This window comes from Flavobacterium coralii, from assembly GCF_019891545.1.
Classification (GTDB): domain Bacteria; phylum Bacteroidota; class Bacteroidia; order Flavobacteriales; family Flavobacteriaceae; genus Flavobacterium; species Flavobacterium coralii.
This window is the reverse complement of sequence record NZ_JAHDIU010000003.1, coordinates 179,175-202,152: the sequence shown is the minus strand read 5'-3', so window position 1 is coordinate 202,152 and position 22,978 is coordinate 179,175. Positions and strand designations below refer to the sequence as shown.

The 22,978-nt window shown below is 40.7% G+C and carries 19 protein-coding genes and 3 tRNA genes; 2 read left to right on the top strand and 20 right to left on the bottom strand.

Features of this window, described 5'->3' with window-relative positions; genetic code table 11:
* Positions 1 to 15: 15 nt before the first annotated feature.
* From KJK34_RS06090 to KJK34_RS06000, 19 genes are all read right to left on the bottom strand, one after another.
* Positions 16 to 87 (bottom strand) — tRNA-Thr (locus KJK34_RS06090).
* Positions 88 to 96: 9 nt separating this feature from the next.
* Positions 97 to 178, bottom strand: a tRNA-Tyr gene (locus KJK34_RS06085).
* 36 nt (positions 179 to 214) lie between these two features.
* A tRNA-Thr gene (locus KJK34_RS06080) sits at positions 215 to 288 on the bottom strand.
* Positions 289 to 383: 95 nt separating this feature from the next.
* The gene (gene hpf, locus KJK34_RS06075; protein WP_223052968.1) at positions 384 to 686 is read right to left on the bottom strand and encodes a ribosome hibernation-promoting factor, HPF/YfiA family; all 303 of its coding nucleotides are present in this window, start codon (positions 684 to 686) and stop codon (positions 384 to 386) included.
* A gap of 30 nt (positions 687 to 716) precedes the next feature.
* Positions 717 to 1,613 (bottom strand): tyrosine-type recombinase/integrase, encoded by an 897-nt coding sequence (locus tag KJK34_RS06070; RefSeq protein ID WP_223052967.1) that lies wholly within the window; start codon positions 1,611 to 1,613, stop codon positions 717 to 719.
* 71 nt (positions 1,614 to 1,684) lie between these two features.
* Positions 1,685 to 1,879, bottom strand: a complete 195-nt coding sequence (rpsU, locus tag KJK34_RS06065) for a 30S ribosomal protein S21 (protein WP_223052966.1) — start codon at positions 1,877 to 1,879, stop codon at positions 1,685 to 1,687.
* Between the two features lie 69 nt (positions 1,880 to 1,948).
* Positions 1,949 to 3,313, bottom strand: coding sequence for an alpha-amylase (locus tag KJK34_RS06060; protein WP_223052965.1), 1,365 nt, complete (start codon positions 3,311 to 3,313; stop codon positions 1,949 to 1,951).
* A gap of 165 nt (positions 3,314 to 3,478) precedes the next feature.
* Positions 3,479 to 4,621, bottom strand: a complete 1,143-nt coding sequence (locus KJK34_RS06055) for an acyl-CoA dehydrogenase family protein (protein WP_223052964.1) — start codon at positions 4,619 to 4,621, stop codon at positions 3,479 to 3,481.
* Positions 4,622 to 4,636: 15 nt separating this feature from the next.
* Positions 4,637 to 5,539 (bottom strand): helix-hairpin-helix domain-containing protein, encoded by a 903-nt coding sequence (locus KJK34_RS06050; protein ID WP_223052963.1) that lies wholly within the window; start codon positions 5,537 to 5,539, stop codon positions 4,637 to 4,639.
* A 4-nt stretch (positions 5,540 to 5,543) separates the two neighbouring features.
* Positions 5,544 to 5,771, bottom strand: coding sequence for a PspC domain-containing protein (locus tag KJK34_RS06045; RefSeq protein WP_223052962.1), 228 nt, complete (start codon positions 5,769 to 5,771; stop codon positions 5,544 to 5,546).
* 55 nt (positions 5,772 to 5,826) lie between these two features.
* Positions 5,827 to 7,095, bottom strand: a complete 1,269-nt coding sequence (locus KJK34_RS06040; protein WP_223053207.1) for a DUF2851 family protein — start codon at positions 7,093 to 7,095, stop codon at positions 5,827 to 5,829.
* Between the two features lie 23 nt (positions 7,096 to 7,118).
* On the bottom strand, positions 7,119 to 7,631 hold the full coding sequence (locus KJK34_RS06035; RefSeq protein WP_223052961.1) for a 3'-5' exonuclease: 513 nt from the start codon (positions 7,629 to 7,631) through the stop codon (positions 7,119 to 7,121).
* A 56-nt stretch (positions 7,632 to 7,687) separates the two neighbouring features.
* Complete coding sequence (locus KJK34_RS06030; RefSeq protein ID WP_223052960.1) at positions 7,688 to 9,049, bottom strand: pyridoxal-phosphate dependent enzyme; 1,362 nt, start codon at positions 9,047 to 9,049, stop codon at positions 7,688 to 7,690.
* A gap of 77 nt (positions 9,050 to 9,126) precedes the next feature.
* Positions 9,127 to 11,097, bottom strand: a complete 1,971-nt coding sequence (locus KJK34_RS06025) for a putative porin (protein ID WP_223052959.1) — start codon at positions 11,095 to 11,097, stop codon at positions 9,127 to 9,129.
* Between the two features lie 102 nt (positions 11,098 to 11,199).
* On the bottom strand, positions 11,200 to 12,054 hold the full coding sequence (locus tag KJK34_RS06020; protein WP_223052958.1) for a hypothetical protein: 855 nt from the start codon (positions 12,052 to 12,054) through the stop codon (positions 11,200 to 11,202).
* Positions 12,055 to 12,077: 23 nt separating this feature from the next.
* Positions 12,078 to 12,938 carry a hypothetical protein gene (locus tag KJK34_RS06015; RefSeq protein WP_223052957.1) on the bottom strand — a complete coding sequence of 287 codons (861 nt, stop codon included), beginning with the start codon at positions 12,936 to 12,938 and terminating at the stop codon, positions 12,078 to 12,080.
* Positions 12,939 to 12,955: 17 nt separating this feature from the next.
* Positions 12,956 to 14,404 carry a RagB/SusD family nutrient uptake outer membrane protein gene (locus KJK34_RS06010; RefSeq protein WP_223052956.1) on the bottom strand — a complete coding sequence of 483 codons (1,449 nt, stop codon included), beginning with the start codon at positions 14,402 to 14,404 and terminating at the stop codon, positions 12,956 to 12,958.
* 11 nt (positions 14,405 to 14,415) lie between these two features.
* Positions 14,416 to 17,493: a SusC/RagA family TonB-linked outer membrane protein gene (locus tag KJK34_RS06005; RefSeq protein ID WP_223052955.1), complete on the bottom strand. Its 3,078-nt coding sequence runs from the start codon at positions 17,491 to 17,493 to the stop codon at positions 14,416 to 14,418.
* A 193-nt stretch (positions 17,494 to 17,686) separates the two neighbouring features.
* Complete coding sequence (locus KJK34_RS06000; protein WP_223052954.1) at positions 17,687 to 19,594, bottom strand: S8 family serine peptidase; 1,908 nt, start codon at positions 19,592 to 19,594, stop codon at positions 17,687 to 17,689.
* A 172-nt stretch (positions 19,595 to 19,766) separates the two neighbouring features.
* On the opposite strand from KJK34_RS06000, the gene rnhB reads away from it, so the two are divergent.
* Positions 19,767 to 20,384 (top strand): ribonuclease HII, encoded by a 618-nt coding sequence (gene rnhB, locus KJK34_RS05995; protein WP_223052953.1) that lies wholly within the window; start codon positions 19,767 to 19,769, stop codon positions 20,382 to 20,384.
* On the opposite strand, the gene lipB is transcribed toward rnhB, so the two are convergent.
* Positions 20,376 to 21,098: a lipoyl(octanoyl) transferase LipB gene (gene lipB / locus KJK34_RS05990; RefSeq protein ID WP_223052952.1), complete on the bottom strand. Its 723-nt coding sequence runs from the start codon at positions 21,096 to 21,098 to the stop codon at positions 20,376 to 20,378. The two genes, rnhB and lipB, sit on opposite strands and share 9 nt — an antisense overlap.
* A 133-nt stretch (positions 21,099 to 21,231) precedes the next feature.
* On the opposite strand from lipB, the gene lysS reads away from it, so the two are divergent.
* Complete coding sequence (gene lysS / locus KJK34_RS05985) at positions 21,232 to 22,923, top strand: lysine--tRNA ligase (protein WP_223052951.1); 1,692 nt, start codon at positions 21,232 to 21,234, stop codon at positions 22,921 to 22,923.
* Positions 22,924 to 22,978: the final 55 nt, after the last annotated feature.

The following is a 22,978-nucleotide window of genomic DNA, read 5'->3' as shown; positions in this document are numbered from 1 at the left end:
AATTTACCAAACTTGAGCCAATGACGGGATTTGAACCCGTGACCTCTTCCTTACCAAGGAAGCACTCTACCCCTGAGCTACACCGGCATTGTTTTGTGGGGAGAGCAGGATTCGAACCTGCGAAGACATAGTCAGCAGATTTACAGTCTGCCCTCGTTGGCCGCTTGAGTATCTCCCCGGCCTTAATTCATTCAGTTGCTTTCAAATAACTTTGAGCCGATGGAGGGACTCGAACCCACGACCTGCTGATTACAAATCAGCTGCTCTAGCCAGCTGAGCTACACCGGCAACTTGAATATAAAAAAAGTCCGCTATTTCTAACGGACTGCAAATGTATAGATTTTATTTTTTAATCAAAACATTTTCTTAAAAATTTTTTGTGGTTATGAGAAAGCCCTTATCTTTTGTTTTCTCTTTACCAGTAAACGCTCCATGGATTCGGCTGCAAGCTCTACAGCCTCCTCAAAGGTTTTGCATTGTTTTTTTACCATAAACTCATCGCCGGGCACATTAATTTTTATTTCGGCAATTTTATTCTCTTTACCGCTGGTGTTATCTACCTTAAAGAACACATCAGAGTTTACCACCCTGTCATAAAACTTTTCAAGCTTATCAAGCCTTGTTTGGGTAAAACCTACCAGCTTTCTGTCTACAGTAAAATTTACCGCATGAACATTTACTTTCATAATCTAAATGTATTTTATGGTTAAACATTGCTACTCCCTGCTGCGGGGGTGCGCCGCCCCATACACCTTTTTAAGTTCTGACAAACTACTGTGGGTGTACACCTGGGTAGACGCAAGGCTGGAATGGCCTAATAGCTCTTTTACAGAATTTAAATCGGCCCCGTTGTTAAGAAGGTGCGTTGCAAATGTGTGCCTGAGCACATGCGGACTCTTTTTAACCTTACCAGAGACAACACTAAAGTAACAATTAATTAACCTATAAACAAAAGATTCTGTTAATTTATTTCCCCTGTTATTCAAAATTAACAACTCGGGGTTTGCTATAACCGAAAGCTCTTTTCTTTTTGTAAGATATTGATTTATAATATCTACAGTGCAACCTAACAGCGGAAGCACGCGCTCTTTATTGCGCTTGCCTAATACTTTAAGCGTTTTGGCTGCCGCATCAAAGCCTGTTAACTTTAAGTTAATCAGCTCTGCACGGCGAATGCCGGTGGTATAGAATAATTCCACGACTAGGCGGTTGCGCAAGCCTTCAAAATCATCAGGGTAATCTATTTTCTCTACTACATCGTTAAGTTCTTTTTCAGAAAATGGCACCTGCACCTTTTTTTCTGTTTTTAACGACTTGTGTTTCTGAAGCGGGTTAGCCTCAATTTGCCGGGAGCGAAGCAAAAATTTATAGAAAGCTTTTAATGAAGCAACCTTACGGTTAACAGAGGTGTTAGAGATACCGCTTTCTACAAGGTGTACAATCCAGGAGCGAATCTGGCTGTAATTAACTTCTTCCAGAGCGGCAGCTTCATCATCCTGTGTAAGAAATGATTCAAAAGCAGCAACATCATCGGTGTAGGCACGCAGGGTTAGCAGGGAGTAATTTTTCTCCTTGAGTAAGTAATCCGCAAAAGCCTGTTTAGAATCTGCCATAAAAAAAACCGTTAACAGCAAAATTAGTATTTTACTGCTAACGGTTAGTATAGTAATCCTGAAATTACGGACTAGTTTTCTTCAGCGTCCCTTAATCCCTGGATATAAGCTGCTTTTTGTATTTCGGCCCTTCTTTCAACAGATGGCTTAGTAAACTGCTGACGGCTTCTTAGCTGACGCACCACTCCGGTCTTGTCAAACTTTCTTTTGTAACGCTTAAGCGCCCTGTCAATGTTTTCTCCGTCTTTAATTGGTATAATCAACATGCTGTAACACCTCCTTTCTTTAAGGCTGCAAAGATATAAAATATATTTATCCTGCAAACACTTATCTGATTATTTTACAGACCAGACGGTGTAGCCATGCGGCGGTGCCTGTATTTTTACCCAGGTATCGCTTTGAGTGGTTGGTTCCCAGCCGGAGTGGCCCGTATAATCTTTAATTTTAGTGTTAGACCAGTTGGTATCTACCCAGCGCTCCTGCCACGAGTTGCTGTTATTGATGTAAATAATAATGCCCTGGCCCCCGTTACGCCTTGCTACATATTCGTCATTATCGGCATGAAGATAAGTAGTAGAGCCCGAAGCCCTGTTATTGTGTATCCATATCAGGTTATTCAGCTTGTTCTTGTCCAGCCACTCTTCATAATCCCGGTAAAAAATACACGGGTAACCTTCGTGGGTAAGAATGTAAGCATACGCTAATAGTTTGTTGTTAATTATCTCATCAGTATCGTGGTTAGCCACAAAGGTTACAGCGCGGTATGCATTTCGCTTTAGCAACATATCGCCATTTAGCTGCGTAAGGTCGTTACCCATAAAAGCATCGCGCATGCGGTAATAGCAGGCAAAGTCGAAAGCGCTGGCTTCTGCCTGCCCTGTCCACCAGTCGAGTGTGGCAGCGTTACCATCCCAGTACTCCCCTACTGTAAAGCCACCAACGGCATTTTTAAAGTTCTTTACCACCCAAGGCTCAAAACCTTTAACATAGTCAAAACGCCAGCCATCAAACCCCATAACGTTTTTGTAGTATTTGGCAATAGAGTTACTGTTATTGTACAGCCAGCCCTGCACATAGCTCTTATCATGACAAAGATCAGGATAGCCACCAAATGAGCCTGAATCGTTACTATGCACATCATTAGGATGGAAATCATAATACGAACGGGCAAACATACCGGAAGCCGGAGTAAAGCTCGTATATGTATTGCCGCCGGTAAACGGATTAGCCTGAGAGGCCCCTCCGCTGCAATGATTAACCACTATATCTGCCAGCACATACAAGTCGCTGTTATGTGCCGTGGTAATAAGGTTCTGGAGTTCTGTTTTAGAGCCAAAACGGGTTTCGGTATTCCCCATCTGGTTAAAGTTACCAAAATCGAAATAATCAAAAGGGTCATACCCCATGCTAAAACCCCCGCTGGATGCTTTTGTGGCAGGCGGCAGCCAAATGGCATCTATACCCGCAGATGCCCACGAAGGCACTTTAGATGAAACGGTGTTCCACCAGGTACCTCCACCGGGACAGTCCCAGTAAAAAGCCTGCATCATAACCTTTGAGCCTGCCGAACGGGCGGCATCATTGTTATTTTGTGTTTCGGCAACAGTTGTTGCCTGCCCTTCATCGTAAAGCTCCTGCGAGTCTTTACTGCAGCCCCAGAGAATGAGGGCTGACGCTAAAATCGTAAATATACATTTCATAATTAAATAGTTTGATTATCAGCAGAATGTATAAATACGAAATCGTTTTCTTAACAAATTTATAACATTTTTAACACTACATCGTTGTAGCTAACCCTTGCAGTTTAACAAAAAAGAGCGACTTGTTAAACAAGCCGCTCTTTTTTTGTAGTTATATAATAACTATTATTCTTTAAGCAGGTTTCTCGAAATTACCAGTTTCTGTATTTCGGTAGTACCCTCGCCTATAGTACAAAGTTTAGAATCCCTGAAGAATTTCTCTACAGGATAATCTTTGGTGTAGCCATAGCCCCCGTGTATCTGTATTGCTTCTGTAGATACTTTTACACATACCTCTGAAGAATACATCTTGCCCATCGCACCGGCTACGGTTACTTTTTTGTTATTGTTTTTAAGTGAAGCTGCCTTATGAAGTAAAAGTTCAGAAGCTTCTATCTCTGTAGCCATATCGGCAAGTTTAAATGCTATGCCCTGAAAGTTGCTTATCGGCTGGCCAAACTGGTAACGCTCTTTACTGTATTTTAAAGAGGCTTCATAAGCGCCTTTGGCAATACCAAGAGACAGTGCACCAATAGAGATCCTGCCGCCGTCAAGTATCTTCATGGCCTGTATAAAGCCATCGCCTACCTCCCCAAGCCTGTTTGAGTCCGGGATACGGCAGTTATCAAAAATAAGCTCGGCAGTTTCGCTGGCGCGCATACCCAGTTTATCTTCTTTTTTACCGCTTGTAAAGCCCTCCATGCCTTTTTCAAACACAAAAGCTGTCATTCCGCGAGAATCGCCTTTTTCGCCTGTACGTACAATTACCACGGTAACATCGCCCGATTTGGCATGTGTAATAAAGTTCTTGGCGCCATTAACAATCCAGTGGTCGCCATCCTTTACGGCTGTAGTATTCATACCACCGGCATCAGAACCCGTATTGTGCTCTGTTAGGCCCCATGCGCCAATATGCTCGGCAGTGGCAAGTTTAGGTATCCATTTTTTCTTTTGCTCCTCGTCACCAAAGGTAAGTATATGGTTGGTGCAGAGAGAGTTGTGAGCCGCAACCGACAAACCTATAGAAGGGTCAACCTTCGAAATTTCCTCAATAACGGTTATATATTCGTGATAGCCGAGGCCTGCCCCGCCATATTCTTCAGGCACAAGCACACCCATATAACCCATTTCACCGAGTTTTTTGAAAAGATCTACCGGAAAATGCTGGCTCTCGTCCCACTCGCGCACATAAGGGCGAATGTTCAGTTCTGCAAAATCCCTGATTGACTGTGCAATCATGGATTGGGTTTCGCTGTATTCGAAATTCATTTTTTGATTGTTTTTTTAGAATTCCAAATATAAGGCAATTATTTTTACTTTATCAACAGGAAATTGATTAATTTTTATTAAATCCTCAACATTGTTTAACCTGCCCTGCATGCTGCGGCGGGTTATTATGGCTTTGGCTATATCCCTGTTAAAGTAAGAAAAGTACGTAAGCTGGCTTAACGATGCCGTGTTGACATTTAATTTTGTAACTGTTGGGTTAGTGCCCACGTAAAAAGCTTTTTTTAGCCCTGTAACCGCTTCAGGAGAAAATTGTTCAAATTCGTTCATTTGCTCCATGCTTACAAATGCACCAAGCTTAGCCCTTTTGCGGAGTATTGTTTTTGCATAAGCAGGGCCGATGCCATAAACTTTTACCAAATCTTCTTCCACAGCTTCGTTTATATCAAGCTGCACTACTTTCTTTTCTTCTTTAGCAAAAGGCTTATTAGAATATGAGTTTGCAAAGCTTTGGTTGCCTTGCTGCTGCGCCTGCTTTTTTATAACCCAGTCCGGAAATTTAAAATAGGGCGATATTGCTGCAAGCAGACTGTCTGATACCTGCGTTACCTGCTGAAATTCTGCCGCGCTGTTTACGTATTTATTCCCTTCGCGGAACTTGTGCAACCTGTCAATCTCCTGTACTGACATGCCAAGTGTGTAGCCTTTATAATCAGAAATAAAATTAGGGTTAAAAGGATATATGGTAAACTGCTTTTTTGCCTGTGCCGCTTTAAGGGCGTCTATCTCCGGCTGTAATGCAAGCCATTCCTGCTCTTCCTTACTGGTAACAGTAGTTTTGTTGGTAAAATTATTTATGATAAAATAACCTGCCTGCAATAGTATTACAAGAATAAACAGTGCCAGCACACCTTTTTGCTGCTGATTTGTAAACCGGAAGAAAAAACGCAGGGGCTTCATGAGGCTAAAGATCGAAAACAGAACTGCGCTTTGTGTATATCATGTCTTTCAGCTTTAGCCAGAAAGCAAGGGTAAGATATACGCCAAACCAAAGCCCAACTGTTACAAACGATATATAAATGAAAAAGAGCCTAACGTTGGTAGCGCGCATACCCAGCCTGTCAGCAAGTCGCGATGACACATGAAACCCATGCTTCTCGAAAAAATGACGTATGTTAGTTACAAAAGACATTGAGTATGCTTTAGCTGTTATATTTTTCAAATGTAAGTAATCTTTTTATATGTGGTTATTTTTTCAGCAATTCCAAACCAAAGGCGCATTGCATGCAGCGTTTGTTTGCGCAGTATTCATTTTTAAGCTGTAACAGTGACTGCGTGTCATAAGCTGATACCGACGGGAGTTTAAACAAACTGAACTTATCTATAATGCTGTTCTTTTCGGGAGGGAGCTGTTGTAAAAGCTGTATAAGACTTTCGCTATTTTCGTTACCCGTTGCTTTTGCATAAGCAAACCGAAAAGGTACAACAGTATTTATTATAAGTAAATCTATAAATGACTGCGTCAGCGCTTTCCTCTTTTTAGGGCTTTCTTTATCAAAACGGTAGTGTGTTTCCCAGTATGCTGATACTTTAACCGAAAAAAGGCTCCTGATTTCTTCCAGGCTATCGTTAGCTATTACTTTAGAAAAAAGGTTTTGGTGTGTGTGGTATAATTGCGCCAGTTGTGCCAGCCTGATAGTAGGGAAATTATCCGGCCTGTGCCTGAAAAACTCTAAAGGTAATGCATGCGAAGGTTCAAGCCTGTGCTTTGTTTTTATGTAGGCATAACGCTGTTTAAGCTCTTTAGGGTAAGTTTCTTCATAGTCACAGTCAAGCAGCCCTGCCCTTCCCAATAACAATGCTTCAATATTTTCTATCTCAAAACTTTCTTTGCGTACTATGGCAAACGGCACCGACTTGGCAATATCTAAAAATGCCATGCCGTTGGTATTAAGCCCGAAGTTTTTAGCAAGAAAACAAAATAAAGCCGCTTCCCAGTCGCCTCCTGTTTCTTTGGCAAGCTGTAAAATGGGTTGTGCCTTTCGTTCCAGCCTTTCAAAAAAGAGCCTTTCCTTCCAGTTTTCTTTTACAAATGCATTGAGATGCTCCAGTTCTTTTTCGCAGTAAATCCATGTTTTTTGAGAAGCAAGCGCGTTATAGCTGTTCAGCAAATTTTCATCTGTATAATGCTTTAATTCCAAGACAGGTATTTCGGTATTATCGGCACGCATCACTTCTGTATCATGCTCCCACACCACGTGCAGTATCACATTATCATAGGCAGCATCCCGCTCATGGCTGTGCAGGTACCAGTCGGATGACTTTATGTGTATCTCCACATTCCCCGCCCAGGTTTGATTACCGATGCGTAGTTGTGCATTAAAAAAGTCAGGGCCTGATTGTTGCAGGTACTGCCCCGCACTGATTATCTGCAAGGGTTCGCCCTGCACCGTCTTTAAGTCCTGGACCTTAAACTTTTTAAACTGCCACACATGGTGCAGAAAGTCTTCTTTCATCATTTTAGTTGGTATGCATTTTACTACAACACAAGCTTTACCTGGCGCTGGTGCAATATATACAATTTTGCACAAGCCCGCGCATCAGACAATGCCTCATGGTGGTTTAGTTCTATGCCGTTACGCTCACTACAAGCTTTCAGATTGGCTGGTTTGTAACCCTTCGCCCTGTAGATTCGGCATGTACACTCCCATCTGTCGGCTATTTCAAGTTCATCATAATACAGCCCATACCAGCGCATGGTTTTTTTAAGCACATTACGGTCAAAAACTTCATTGTGTGCCACTATAGTACGCCCGTGTAGCCTTTTGTGAATTTCGGGATATAAATCGTCAAATAATGGAGCATTTAAGGTTTCAGCAGGGCGGATACCGTGTACCATTACATTGCGGTACCAGTATTCGTTATCGGGTGGCTGTATCAGTGTGTAATATTCGTCGGTAATGATACCCTGCTGTACCGTAACGATACCAACAGCACAGGCACTGTGCGGGTGGCCTGTAGCGGTTTCAAAATCTATTGCGGTAAAGTCCATATCCTGAGCGAAAAAACAAATATAAATAAAAACCCCTGCCGTGGCAGGGGTTAGTGTTATTTTATGGCGCTTATTATATCGTGCTTTGTTATTATGTGGTGCCTTCCATCTCCCAGATCAACCAGCACTGCCTGGTTGTCTTTATTGATAAGTTTAGACACTTCCTCTACGGGGGTATTGGCCTGCACAACCGGGTAAGGCTTACCCATTACATCTTTAATCGGCTTTTCTGAAATATCCTTATCTTCCACATAGCTGCGGAAAAGGTCTGTTTCATCAACAGAGCCTACAAAGCCTGTTGTGTCTATTACGGGTATCTGCGATATTTTATACTTGCGAAGACGCTCTATAGCATGCGATACCAGCTCCTCAGTACGTACCACTACAAGCGGTTTATCAATATGTTCTTTAATAAGGTCTTCTGCCTTGGTTATTTCTTCTTCTAAAAAGCCGCGCTCGCGCATCCAGTCATCATTAAACATTTTACCAACATACCTGCTGCCGCTGTCGTGGAAAAGCACTACAACAACATCTTCGGGCTTAAAATGCTCTTTGAGCTGTAATACACCTTTTATTGCCGCCCCGGCTGAGTTACCCACAAAAATACCCTCTTCAAGAGCCAGCTTGCGCGTATATACCGCAGCATCTTTATCGGTAACTTTGGTAAAGCCGTCGATTAATGAGAAGTCAACATTTTTAGGAAGTATGTCTTCACCAATGCCTTCTGTTATATATGAATAAATTTCGTTCTCGTCAAAGACACCTGTTTCATGATATTTTTTAAATACCGAACCATAGGTATCTATACCCCATATTTTAACGTTAGGATTGCGTTCTTTCAGGTATTTTGCCACGCCTGATATAGTACCGCCCGTACCCACGCCAACTACAAAATGGGTAATTTTACCTTCTGTCTGTTCCCAGATTTCAGGGCCTGTCTGCTCGTAATGTGCAACCGCGTTAGACGGGTTATCGTACTGGTTTACATACCACGCATTTGGCGTTTCGGTAGCCAGGCGTTTTGATACAGAGTAATATGAACGTGGGTCGGTCGGCTCAACATCGGTAGGGCAAACCACTACCTTGGCGCCAACAGCCCTCAGTATATCCATTTTTTCTTTAGACTGCTTATCTGATATAACGCAAATCAGCTTATAGCCTTTTACGATTGCCGCAAGGGCAAGGCCCATACCTGTATTACCCGACGTACCCTCTATAATAGTGCCTCCCGGTTTTAGCCTGCCATCAGCCTCGGCATCCTCTATCATTTTCACCGCCATACGGTCTTTTACAGAGTTGCCGGGGTTAAAGGTTTCCACCTTAGCCAGCACCAAAGCATCTATCTCTTTCGTGATTTTGTTGAGTTTTACCAAGGGGGTGTTACCAATGGTTTCAAGTATATTTTTTGCGTATTTCATTACAGCAGTTTTATCTGAATTATAATTTCAGGGCAAAGATATTGCGAATCCTTCAGATATAATAGTTAATTATGCTTTTAGGTAAAGAAGTCCCATATTACACCAAACCTGATTGTAAAATCGCGGTATGGGTAATTAGGTGCACTGTAGAAATTCGGATTGCTAAAACCGGAATTAAAGTGTTCCGCTTTCAGGAATAACCTGAACTGCCGGATTTTTGCATTTATGAAGAAATCAAACAAAGGATAACCACCTATTTTTTTACGCTCCTGCACATAAAACTCACCAATAAGCGGATTATAGTCATTACCATAATATTCGGTAAAGTACTGGAAGGTTACACCCGTTTGAATGTAAAGGGCCTTTTTAAAGAAAGCGTCTGAAAAATATAATGTATTACGGGTTACAAAATCCGGAACATTAAGGATGTTGTTATCCTGCGCTACCTGCTGGTACAGTACCGTGTTATCGAGCGCCAGTTTCCAGAAACGGAACTCTTTATTCAGCTTTACCGAAAAGTAATTTATAGTATTGCTATATTGATCAGGTTTGATGAGTAGCAGCGAATCTAAACCCTGCTCATTAACAAGTGTATTGGTATTTCTAAAATAAAGATGGTCGTTAAGTATAGTATATTGTGCTGATGCAGAAACCCATTTTGTTACAGCTTCGGCTTCAAAGCTGTTTATCTTCTCATTCTTATAGTTGTTGCTCCAGTTGTAATTGGCATAATCACTTTGATACAACCTGAAATTGAGGTTAGGCAGCTTATTCATTTTCTGGTAGCGCAACCTGATGCTATTATCTTCGTCAAGTTTATATCTTACAGCACCCTCTATATTGGCAAGCGACTGGTCGGTTATAGAATTCGACACTAAAAGACTTCCTTTCCACTTTCCTTTCTGATAGCTGTAGCGGGCACCATAGGTATTTATGCGGTCGCTAATAGAGTTTGGTATCGCTATAGTTCCATCTTCAGCTAAAACAATTCTGTTATAATAATAGTTATAATTAAAATCTTCAAGGTAAAATTCTAAATCACCAATATTCTGATTAGAGTAAGCAGCACCAACCATATTATACATACGGTTATAACGGGTTTTGTCGTATACCCTGTTGGTAAAGGCATCACCAAACCTGTCACTAACGGTGGCTTGAGTATAATTAAAGAATTTATTTTCGTAATTAAACCTGTGGCGCAGTACTATACTATTGGGATTATCTTTACTCAGCCTGAATGTATGATCTACAAAATAACGGTTGCCTTTTAGTAAGGATGTTGCATCATTAAAATATACTTCAAGTCGTTCCCTTTGCGTGTAGGGCTCTTCGCCACTTTCAAAATTTTCAAGGTTTACTATCCCGCCATTTTCCTGACTCGAAAAGTCCTGAGCAGTGATGTGAAGTTTCAGTATATAACGCCTGTCGGTAGTATTATAACTTGTAATAAACCTGAAGTTACCATTACTAACGATAGAGTTTATATACTTACCGATAGAGCGTATTCCTTTATACCCCACCGCAAAGTTAAGGTTGGGTGATGTATTCGCAGTAATAAAGGCATCCATTATTTGACCCTGCTGCAATACAGAACGGTAAAAAAGATCCGTAAATGGTGTTGCTACATTATAGTACCTGATATCATCAACTTCCATATAAGCAAATTGCTTCGCCCTGAAACCGAACTGCGGGAAAGGGTCATACTCTACCTGGCTGTAATCAAGGATATTATAGGTATGACCTATGTTATTGAACGGCAATAAGCCAAAATTATCTTTACGTAAATAATTAGCTTTATATTCTGCTTTAATGGTAAGCGATGTATCTACATAGGTAGTATCACGATCTAAAGTTACAATCTTATACATATCAATTGTAGCAATAGAATCAGATGCGGTTTTTGCTGCAGGTGAAGCATTAAAAGCCCTCCTTGACGTACCGGTTGTGTCGATAGCACTGCGGCTATCTGCTTTACTTCGCAATACCTGTGCATCTGCCCCGGCAGATATCAGAAAAAAAATAAAAAGAAGTATGAGTTTCCTAAACATATCCTGCAATAATGTGCGGTAGCAAATATAAATTTTAAAAACTACTATTCATAAAAAAACCCGCTTATAAAGCGGGTTTTATATAAATACAATAATTAGGAATTATTGTTTTGTCATTACAACATTGATTGTGTTTGTTGTTTCATATGCTCCCGGGTCTCCATATACCAGGAAGAAATTAAGATCGAAAACACCTGAACATGCATCAATAGTACTTGCAGGAGCCTCTTCATCAAAGAAAGTAGAGTAATCATTACTTACATAAAGATCTCCGACATTACTATTTGTAAACAGGTAGTTACCTAAGAAATTAGGATAAGAAACCATTCCGTTAGCGCTTCTTGAAACAGCCTGAAGGAAAAGTTGTGTTTCAGAATCAGGATTTGCATCATATATATTATTAACAATTATTTCATTTGGTGCTTCACCGGCAGAAACAACTGTAGTATATGTAAATGTTCCGTCTTCTATTGTATTATAATTTCCTAGTAAAAAGTTACGGCCTCTTCCTACAGTTACTGTATGCGTTATTGGCTTACTGTTATCTTCAAGGCCAATCTGTACATTGCTTCGGCTGGTAGAAGTTAAAGTAATAGTAAAACTAACACAAGAAGTAAGTTCAGCTTCCGGTAAAGTAAACACAATACTACCGTCAACACTGTTTTTTGGAACACTGCCGGTACCTGTATATCCGATAACTCCTTCCAGAGTACCTTCAACATCAGTAATAGTATAGTTAAAACTTAAACCAGACTTGTTAGTTGGCGCCATAAGCTTAACCGGCACAGTAAATTCAGTTTGAAGACCGGAAATTACATATGTGTTAGCTACCTCAAATTCTAACCAACCACTTTCTGAATCCAAGCCGAATTTATCTTCGTTAGGATTGTTGTAATCACAGCTAGCTATTGACAGAGCGGTAACTATTGTTAAAATGCTATAAAATATTTTTTTCATAATTGATTTTAAGTTTTTAATTACTACTCAACCTTAGTAAATGTTACAACAGTAAACTGATCACCATCACCACAGTTACCCACAGAGTTTTCGTTAAATGTTAATTCGAAATAAGAATCATCATTAGTGTTATAAGGAGATCTCATATCTAAATCAACCGGAGCAAAAGTTATAAGTAAATCAGCAGGGTCGCTTGTACAACGAAGACAAGTTTCAACTTCTTCTGACAGGTTTACAAAGTTACAAGCAAATGCAATTGTTAACTGTGTAGCACCACAATATCCAGGATATACGTTAGCTGTAAATACCCTTTCAAAAGGAGTATCACCCTGAGTCAGAGTAACTACACCGGCAGAGAAAGCCGGAAGCGTTGGCGCTAACCATGGCTGGATTACCTGCACTTGGTATTGGCCAAGGAAATCATCCTGTAATGGGCATACCTCATATATGTTGATTACTGCAGAGTTGCTGTCGGCAATTTCAGTATTTTCGTCAACATTAGTGATTGTAATAGTAAATGATTTCCTGTTTTCATCAACAAGATTGTTATCTACACCTGTAATAGTTATAAAACCCTGATACTCTCCTGCAGGAATTGTGATAGTACTTGGTACTTCAAACGTCTCAGGATTAGCAGCAGACTGGTTATCTGGAAGCGTAACTTCAAGGTTATAAGTCCTGTCATAATCAGCAACAGTACTAGAATTTAAAGTAACTACTACTTCACCTGTAGTATTTTGTACAACAGGCAATAAGTAAGATGATCTAGAAAAACTTAAAAAAGTCTGGTTTTGCTCTATATTACCATTGTATACAATGGGCTCAACGTCTTCGCATGATGCAAAAACTAAAGCAATAAATAATAATTTAACAATTAATTTCATAATCAATTTTTTTTATTTTAATACTGGGGATTTTGCTGTATTGAAGGATTAGCCCTAACCTCATTACGTGGTATAGGCAGTGTAAACCTATAATCACCTGCAGGTAAGTTACAAGGAGCTGAGAATGATGCGCAGTCTGCATCATCACGATCAATTCCTATACCAAGCTCAGTACCAAGCCTCTTAAGGTCAAGATATCTGTGGCCTTCAAAAGCTAACTCAATACGCCTTTCAGCTAAAACATCAACAAGAGCAGCATCAACAGTCGGATAGTCAGGAGCAAATACAGTACCTGACAAATTACGAGTTTGACGGAACGCAAGCATTGCCTGCTCAGCCTCGTTTAACATACCTGCACGAGCCATAGTCTCCACCATGATCAGGTACATTTCAGAACCGCGTATCAATTTAATATCATTGATTTGCTGGTCTGCGGCATTACCTCTGTATTTACCAATAAGTATGATATTTTCACTTATGTCTGAAGTTGGCTCTACAAGAACCTGCCTCCTGATATCACCGCTAGGAATAGCATTAAATAAACTGTTAGAAAGCTCAAAGAAAGGGCTACCGCTTATTGTTGCCTCATTAGCGTAGAACAGGCTTACAACTCCGTTATCACCCTGAACCCTTGCCAATGTAAATATTTCTTCATCAGAAGTAGCATCATCAATAAACATAGCAAAATATTCTTCAGGTTGTACAGGCGCAAAACGGGTAGCAAGATCTGTAGACAGCGTCCTTGCAGTTTCGTAGTCGCCTTCACAAAGTGCTACTCTTGTCCTTATTGCCTGAACAACATCACCGTTGATATAGTAAGGAGGGTTAGTGAACCCAGCTAATAATCCGGTTGCTTCATCAAGGTCAGCTTTTATAAATTCGAATACTTCACCTGTTGTGTTTCTTTGGTAAGTTTCAGTAACATTAGGCACAAAATCCATTATGATCACGCCAGGTGCATTATCATCCTGATAGTTAGGTGAGAAGTACTGCAGCAAATCAAAGTGGCAAAGAGCCCTCATAGCAATTGCCTGTCCTTTAATATGGTTTGCACGAACTATTTCATTTTCATCAGTAAGGCCAGCCGCTACTCTTTCCCATGCCCTTAATAACCTGTTAGAAAAGTTAATTACAGCATAGCGGTTAGACCACAGCCTATTAGGAAAATCTGTACCCGGCTGAAGTATAAAATTATACTCTTGGTTACCCTGTCCGCTACTGTTAATACCTCTCTTTATATTATCGGTAAACAATGCATTAAACAAGATAATATCTCCTGCACCGTTACCACCAAAATCAGGCCCGTATGCAGCATATACACCATTAAGTCCTGTCTGAAGGTCATCTACCGTCTGGTAAGCAACTTCCTCATCAAGCTCCGACTCCTGTCTGATATCGATAGCATCATCACAGGAAACAAATCCTAAAAACAGCGCTAATAAGCTAAATTTAAATATGTTTTTCATTTTCATTTTTTTTAGAAATTAATAACTGCTCCAAGAGTATAAATTTTAGGAGTTGGATAGTTACCCCTGTCTGTGCTCCTGAAACCACCTTCAGCATCCCAACCTCTCCATGAGCTGAAAGTAAGCAGGTTTTCACCCTGTACGAAGAACCTTAAACCTGTAAAAGGAGTTTCCTTTAATAATTCAGGGCTAAATGTATAACCAAGCATTATATTCCTTAGCCTTAGGTATGAAGCATCTTCAAGGTACCTGTCGGTAGAGTTGATGTAATCTACTGCACCAAAAGCATTTCCTATACGTGGTACACTTGTAATATCGCCAGGATTTTTCCATGCATTAGCAGTTGTTACAACCCTGTTAGAACCATCATCAAGTACGTTTGTCTCTTCAAGTTCAGCATAGTCAAGGTTATTTCTGTATATATCAGCCACATAAGCCCACTGAGTACTGAATTCGAAACGCTTGTAGCTTATAAAGGTACCGAAACCACCCTGCCAAACAGGTATATATGATTTACCAGTAGAAACCCTGTCAGCATCGTTTAAAGTTTCAGTTAAGCCACCTTCAGCAGTATAGAAAAGTGGGTTACCGTTAGATGGGTTAACACCTGCATAACGAACTACATAGAAGGTACCGAATGATTCTCCTTCAAGTAGTGCAGTAGAACCACCATCATTTACAACACCTTCAAAGCTTTCAGGTAAATCCCTTATCTTGTTCTTGTTGTAAGATGTGTTACCATTCACTTCAATCCTCCAGTCGTTTTTGTTGTAAAGGGTATACTTTAATGTTAACTCAACACCTTCGTTTTCCATCGCACCAATGTTTGTACTGATAGCAGTAGTTGCATTTACAGGCGAAACAGGTGTGCTTTGGAAAAGATCTGTTGTAAGTTTTCTATACACGTCAACTGTACCTGTCAGCCTGTTCTCCCATACACCAAAGTCAACACCTATGTTTGTCTGCTCAGTTTGCTCCCACCTAAGGTCAGGGTTACCAATAACAGTAGGTACAGTAGATACTGAACCGTTGTATCCGCCACCTGCACCATAAAGGCTCCTGTAAAGGTTAAGTGCAGCATATTGAGTATTGCTTATCCTTTGGTTACCAGATGTACCAAATGAACCCCTTAGCTTAAGAAGATTGAAAGAAGAACCATCCATAAATGACTCAGTATCGATATTCCAACGACCACCAACAGAGTAGAAAGTACCCCACCTATTATCGTCAATAAACCTGAAAGATGCATCGCGCCTTACAGTTGCAGTTAAACCAAATCTTCCGTCATAATCATAATCAACGTTACCAAAATAAGAGAAAAGACCTTCCTCTAACTTAGTAGAACCTACAGTTGGTATGTATGGCTGCGTGTCAGGAGTAGCAGGGTTACCATCAAGATCTTCAAAAGTATCACCTGCAATGAAAGCTGCACCAGAACCTACAAGCCTTGGATCTAAACCAAGCTGCGTAAAGTTTATTCCATCTAAATGCGCTTTATTATACTCTACATAAGCAGAAATGCTTACATTGTGCTTCTCAGCAAAAGTATTTTGGTAGTTTACACTGAAAAGTGAGTTAAACCTGAAGTCTCTTGAAGAAGCTTCCTGCTGAATACCACCAAATTCTGCATCCTGATCTACCTGGAATGGCCCTAGTAAACTGTCAGGGTGAAGTATTTCAAGTGTTTTAAAGTTGCTAAAGTCAACACCCATTTGCATTGCAGCAGTAAAGTGCTCAGCAAAGTTATAATCAGCATTAAAGCTGGCAAGTATTTTAATCTCATCCTCAATATCAGTATTCATTCTTGCAGAATTCAATAATACGTAAGGAACGTTATCTACAATAACACCATTAGGATCACCGGGAGTCAAGCCACCATCAATAGTAATACTACCGTCAGGATTGTAAGGAGAAAGATATGGTAAACCATGTAATGCAGCCCTGAAAGGCGCAAAGAATACAGCATTACTACCGGCACCATCTATACCGCTAGACCTTGAGAAGTTAGCGTTTAGGTTCATACCATAGTTAAACTTACCGTTTTCAGATTTACCCTGAAAGTTATTCCTTACAGTAAAACGCTTAAGGTTTGTATTAAGGAAAACACCATCCTGCTCAAAATATCCAAGAGATGTAAAGTTGTTCGTGTTCTCAGAACCTGAAGTTATTGCAATATCGTGAGATTTTGTAACACCAGTCCTGAAGAATATATCAGCCCAGTATGTGTTGGTCTGAGCAGCCCTTGCATCAATTTCGGCATCAGTTAAAGTTGAACCCAAACCTACGCCGTTCTCTTTCTGGAAGTAAAGTAACTGCCTTGAGCTCATTAACTCCATGTTAAGAGGCTGCAATTGAGTAAAACCAAACTGAGAAGTATAACGGATACCTAATTTTTGACCGTAGCTACCTTTTTTAGTGGTAATAACGATTACACCGTTAGCACCCCTGTTACCATAGATAGAGGTAGCAGCAGCATCACTAAGAATCTGGTAAGAAGCGATATCATTTTGGTTGATACTCCTAAAACCATCTTCATCAACAGGTATACCATCCACTACAAATAAAGGCTCAATGTTACCGTTTATCGAACCAATACCACGAAGGATAATGGTAACGTCGGCACCCGGCTGTCCGGAACCTGTAGCAATGTTAAGACCTGCAACCTGGCCCTGAAGGCTTTGCAGGATGTTGGCATTCGCCCTGTCTTCTACTGCTTCAACAGATAAGACCTTAACTGCAGAAACTGATTTTCTTTCTGTAGTAGTCCTGTACACGTCTTTTACAATAGGGTCAAGAACAGTAGCTGTAAGTACTACATCAATAGTATTTGATGCGCCAACTGTTACTGATTGTGACTGATAACTAACATAAGAATATTCAAGAACATCCCCAACATTAGCATTGATAGAGTACCTACCATTAATATCAGTCTGCACACTTCTTTGTGTACCTTTAACTAGCACACTGGCACCAGGAAGCGGACCGACTTCATCCGACACCGTACCGGTTACTGTTTTCTCCTGCGCAAAAGAGAAACCAAATGAAAACGCCAGCAAGAGCGTCATAATCCAAGTAAACTTCGATCTCATACTTTATTAATTTGAGTTAGTTAACCGCAAACTTCTTAATAATTTATTAATAAAACAAGTATTACTTCGGAATAATAATGTTTTACAACACGTGTAAATTATTATGAAATCTTAGCACTTTGTATTATATAGATAAATTATTAAGAAAAAGGTTGCGTGAAATAATTAGTTAATTTTGAAATTTATGTAAAGTTTAGTTAATTACAATCTTTTCTGTTTGCGAATAGTTTTGTGATGGCAATTCTACAGTAAGCATATAAACACCCGAATTAAGGTCAGTAACATCTATAGATCCAACAAACTTTTCAACTCTTTTTACCTGCCTTCCCTGCATATCATATAAGGTGATGATGCACCCTTCAGTTGCAAGTGAATTGCTTAAGTTAAAGTTAAGTACATCTGTTGCAGGGTTAGGATAAACACCAACAAGGCTGTTTTCTTTGTCAGATACACCATTAATATTAGTTATACCATCTGCAATTAACGCATAGTTCTGAATTCCGCCCTGCAGACTGTTTTTATGAGTGACAGTTATTATATAGTCTGCTCCTGCTTCAGTTGTTTCGATTTCTATTACTTCAACATTATCAACATTATTATCTGCTTTAATTGGAGCAAGATCAACAATATTGTTTAACCTCCATGGAAAAAATGTTTCACCGCCTTTAGTAACCCTTACATCAAGGTTATTGGCAAGCACAGGAGTGGTAGAGTTATTAGAGCCAGTGTTTACAGAACCAGGTTTAAAAGGATCTGTCCAGCAAATGGTTACTTTCATTTTTCCGCCGGTACCTTTAACCGTTTTCGTATAAGAGCCTCCCTGGTTAAGGGTGTTTTCTTCTATAAGCGCACCTGTACCGGTTTTGTCTTTTGTTATAAGCTGTACCGCTGCTGCAGCATCTATTAAGCCCCATCCGAACCTGTGGTCGGGCCCGTCATATAAACCTGCCTCATCAGCCGTATGAATCATAAGCCCCCTTAGGGTAGAAGCCCTCATAAAATTACCATTCTCATTATTATAATGCTGCTGCATAAGTAAAAGTGAAGCTGCTACACCCGGAGACGCCATAGAAGTACCACTTTTAAGTGTATAAGATGTATTGTTAAAAGAATCGCACGAAATCACATCTACACCATCGGCAGCAATATCCGGCTTAACCCTCCTGTCATCTGTCGGGCCATAGCTACTAAAATTACTCATTGTTATTGCAGATGGGCTTGGGTTAGAGCTGAAAATACGCTCACTAGCAGCCACAACAACTAAATTTTTTGAAGTCCCGTCGCTTATAAGCCAGTCTTTAGTCTCACCTACCCTGTAGTTACCCGCTGCAAATACAGGCTGATAGTAAGGAGCAGAAGAGCATATATTATCCCATGCTGCACTTTCAGATGTGTAAGCCCCTCTTCTCCACTCAGGCCATTGTGCAGGGTTCCACCCGTAAGAATGGTTTGAAACTAAAATAGGCTGGTTTGGGTCTGTTGCCGCAGCCAATGCTTCTGCCGTATCATTGGCAGCATCATAAGCAAACATATTTGCCTGATAAGCCAGTCCACGCTTATTTTGATTCACAGCACCTCTTCCAATCATTGTTCCGGCAACGTGTGTTGCATGGCTGTTGTCGCTCGATGTATTGTCGCCATCAAAAACAGCTCCGTCTTTTACAGTAACGGCACCTGAAAGATCATTATGAGATGTTCTCACCTTTCCGGGCTCCCACATTCCGACAATCATACCCTGGCCGTTTAAATCATATCCTAAAGAGCCACCAGAGTTTATAAGGTTAACCCTTGCAGTAAATGCTGCAGCATCATTATAGGGCTGTATATATATAGGTTCATCATCTTCTGTAACACCTATCAATGTCTGATTATAACCGTCCATTTTTATTACCAGCGGCCATCCATTTGCTTCAGCAAGTTCCATTGCCCTGTTGTAGCTCTTTTCATTCTTAATCCTGAGTTCTTCAACAAGCTCCCTGGTCTTTACCAAATCATAATGGCTCAGGATTTTTGCTGCCTGCTCTTTGGTTTGGGAGTAAGCAGTTAAGCTGCCCCCGATGGCAAATGCCAGCATGAACAACTTTACGGTATTTTTCTTCATTTCTTAAATAATTAATAGTTAATAGCGTATTTCCTTCGAAAAATTTAATTTATAACATTTTCCCAAAAAAATGATTAGCAAAAATATAAATTAAAATCATTCTACGTATGTTAATTTTTTAGTTCACACCATAATACATAGATTTGTACGTTAAATATGCAAAGCGGGTTTTATGCTGTTACTTAATCATTCAGGGTTTAAATATGAAACAGGTACTGACGAGGCAGGCAGGGGTTGTCTTGCAGGGCCCGTTACTGCAGCGGCCGTTATATTACCGCCTGATTTTGAAATGGAACAGCTTAACGATTCTAAGCAATTAAGTGAAAAGACACGCGACAGGTTGCGCCCGTTAATTGAAAAAGCCGCGCTTTGCTATCATGTAATCAATATAGAACCCGTTATAATAGACGAAATCAATATACTTAACGCTTCTATTCATGCCATGCAGGAATGTATTAAAGCACTTAACCCGGTTCCTGAATACATCATTGTTGATGGCAATCGATTTAAGCCCGTAAGTAATATTCCGCACAGTTGCATAGTTAAAGGCGACAGCAAATACCTCAGCATTGCCGCTGCTTCTGTACTTGCTAAAACCTACCGCGATGAGTATATGAATAAGATACATGAGGAATACCCGATGTACAACTGGAAAAGCAACAAAGGATATCCTACAGCCGAGCATCGTGAAGCTATCCGCAAATACGGCACTACAAAATACCACCGCATGTCTTTCCGACTTTTGCCGGAGCAACTTGAGCTCGAGTTCGGTTCTGAGAGTTTAGTATAATCTATTTTCTTCTTCCTGTACTAAGTGTGCCTCAAAAAGCATGCTAAAGTGTTGCAGTATCTTGTTTTTAACATCATCCTCATCTACATAATCTCTACCGAGTTCAACATTTAAAGATGTTACCCCCTTCCCTCTTATCCCGCATGGAATGATATTATCAAAGTAGCCAAGGTCGGCATTTACGTTAAAAGCAAAACCGTGCATGGTAACCCAGCGCGAGGCCCTTACACCCATAGCACATATTTTGCGGACAAATGGCGTGCCCACATCAAGCCACACTCCTGTTTCGCCCTCACTCCTTCCGGCTGCTAAGCCATAGTCAGCCATTGTTAAGATAATACATTCCTCAAGCAGGCGCAGGTATTTGTGTATATCTGTAAAAAAATTTTCGAGGTCAAGTATCGGATAGCCCACAACCTGCCCGGGGCCATGGTAGGTAATGTCTCCTCCGCGGTTTATCTTATAAAAAGTGGCTCCCTTTTCTTTAAGCTGTTCTTCATTAAGCAGCATGTTTTGCGCATCACCACTTTTGCCTAATGTATATACATGCGGATGCTCTACGTATAGAAAATAATTCGGTGTGGGTTCATTAGCCTCTTCCCTCCTGTTCTTTATTTTTACATCGAGTATACCTTTAAAAAGTTCTTCCTGGTAATCCCAGGTTTCTTTATAATCTTTCCTTCCCAGGTCTTTATATAAAACAGTTTTGTTCATTTGAAGTAATATGAAACACAAAGATACTAAAAGTTTAAGCCACGGTTACATTTAACGAGCTGTGCATTACAAAAACCAAATTGCTTATTTCTTAATATTCACTATCTTTGCGGGCTTATAAAACAAAATAATCATGCAGCTTTCAGAACAAGAAATCATTCGTAGAGAAAAACTGGATGCGCTCAGGAAACTTGGCATCAATCCGTATCCCGCTAACCTTTTCCCTGTAGACCATACTGCCAAACAGGTGAAAGAAGATTTTTCTGAAGGCAAAAAGGTGGTCGTGGCAGGCCGCATCATGAGTTTCCGCATACAGGGCAAGGCTTCTTTTGCCGAGCTGCAGGACAGCACCGGTCGCATTCAGCTTTACCTGAACCGCGACGAAATTTGCCCCGGCGAAGACAAAACAAAATATAACGAGCTTTTTAAAAAACTGATAGACCTTGGCGACTTTATTGGCGTTGAAGGCGAACTTTTTACCACACAGGTGGGTGAAAAAACCATTAAGGTTACCGATTTTTCGCTGCTAAGCAAAACACTCCGCCCATTGCCATTACCTAAAACAGATGCTGACGGTAAAGTGCACGACGGCTTTACCGACCCCGAACTGCGTTACCGTATGCGCTATGTTGACCTTGTGGTAAACCCACAGGTGAAAGAAGTATTTGTAAAGCGCACAAAACTATTTAATGCTATGCGCAGCTTCTTTAACGACAAAGGTTATTTTGAGGTAGAAACACCAATATTACAACCTATACCGGGTGGCGCGGCGGCAAGGCCGTTTGTAACGCACCATAACTCGCTGGATATTCCGCTTTATATGCGTATTGCTAACGAGCTTTACCTGAAAAGGCTTATAGTAGGTGGTTTTGACGGTGTGTATGAATTCTCTAAAAACTTCCGTAATGAGGGTATGGACAGGACACATAATCCTGAATTTACCGCTATGGAGATATATGTAGCCTATAAAGACTACAACTGGATGATGGAGTTTACTGAAAAACTGCTTGAGCATTGTGCTATTGCAGTTAACGGTACTACCGAGGCTACTTTTGGCGAGCATAAGGTCGACTTTAAAGCACCTTATGCACGTGTCACCATGACCGATGCCATTAAGCAGTTTACAGGTTTCGACATTACAGGAAAAACAGAAGAGGAAATATTTGAAGCTGCCAAAGGCATGGGTATAGAGGTTGATGCAACTATGGGCAAAGGAAAGCTTATCGATGAAATATTCGGAGAGAAATGCGAGGGCAACTTTATACAGCCAACCTTTATTACCGACTATCCTAAAGAGATGAGCCCGCTTTGCAAAGAGCACCGTGATAACCCTGAGCTTACAGAGCGTTTTGAGCTCATGGTGTGCGGAAAAGAAATTGCGAATGCCTACAGCGAGCTTAATGACCCTATTGACCAGCGTGAACGTTTTGAGGCCCAGCTTAAGCTGAGTGAACGCGGCGATGTAGAGGCTGCGCAATTTATTGACTCTGACTTTTTGCGTGCGCTTGAATATGGAATGCCGCCAACATCTGGCCTTGGTATTGGTATGGACAGGCTTATAATGTTTTTAACCAATAACCCGTCGATACAGGAAGTGCTTTTCTTCCCACAGATGAGGCCGGAGAAAAAAGGACCTGAATTAAGCGAAGACGAAAAAGCTATTGTAGAGATACTAAAAGCCAGCAGCCAACTTGCCCTTGATGCGCTTAAAAATCAGGCCGGGCTTAGCGGCAAAAAATGGGATAAAGCATTAAAAGGCTTAACATCTAACGGAATTGTAAAAGTTGTAAAAACCGATGACTCGTTAGAAATACATATGCTGTAACTATCTTTTACATAAACAAAAAAGGGCTGCCTGATTGGGCAGCCTTTTTAATATT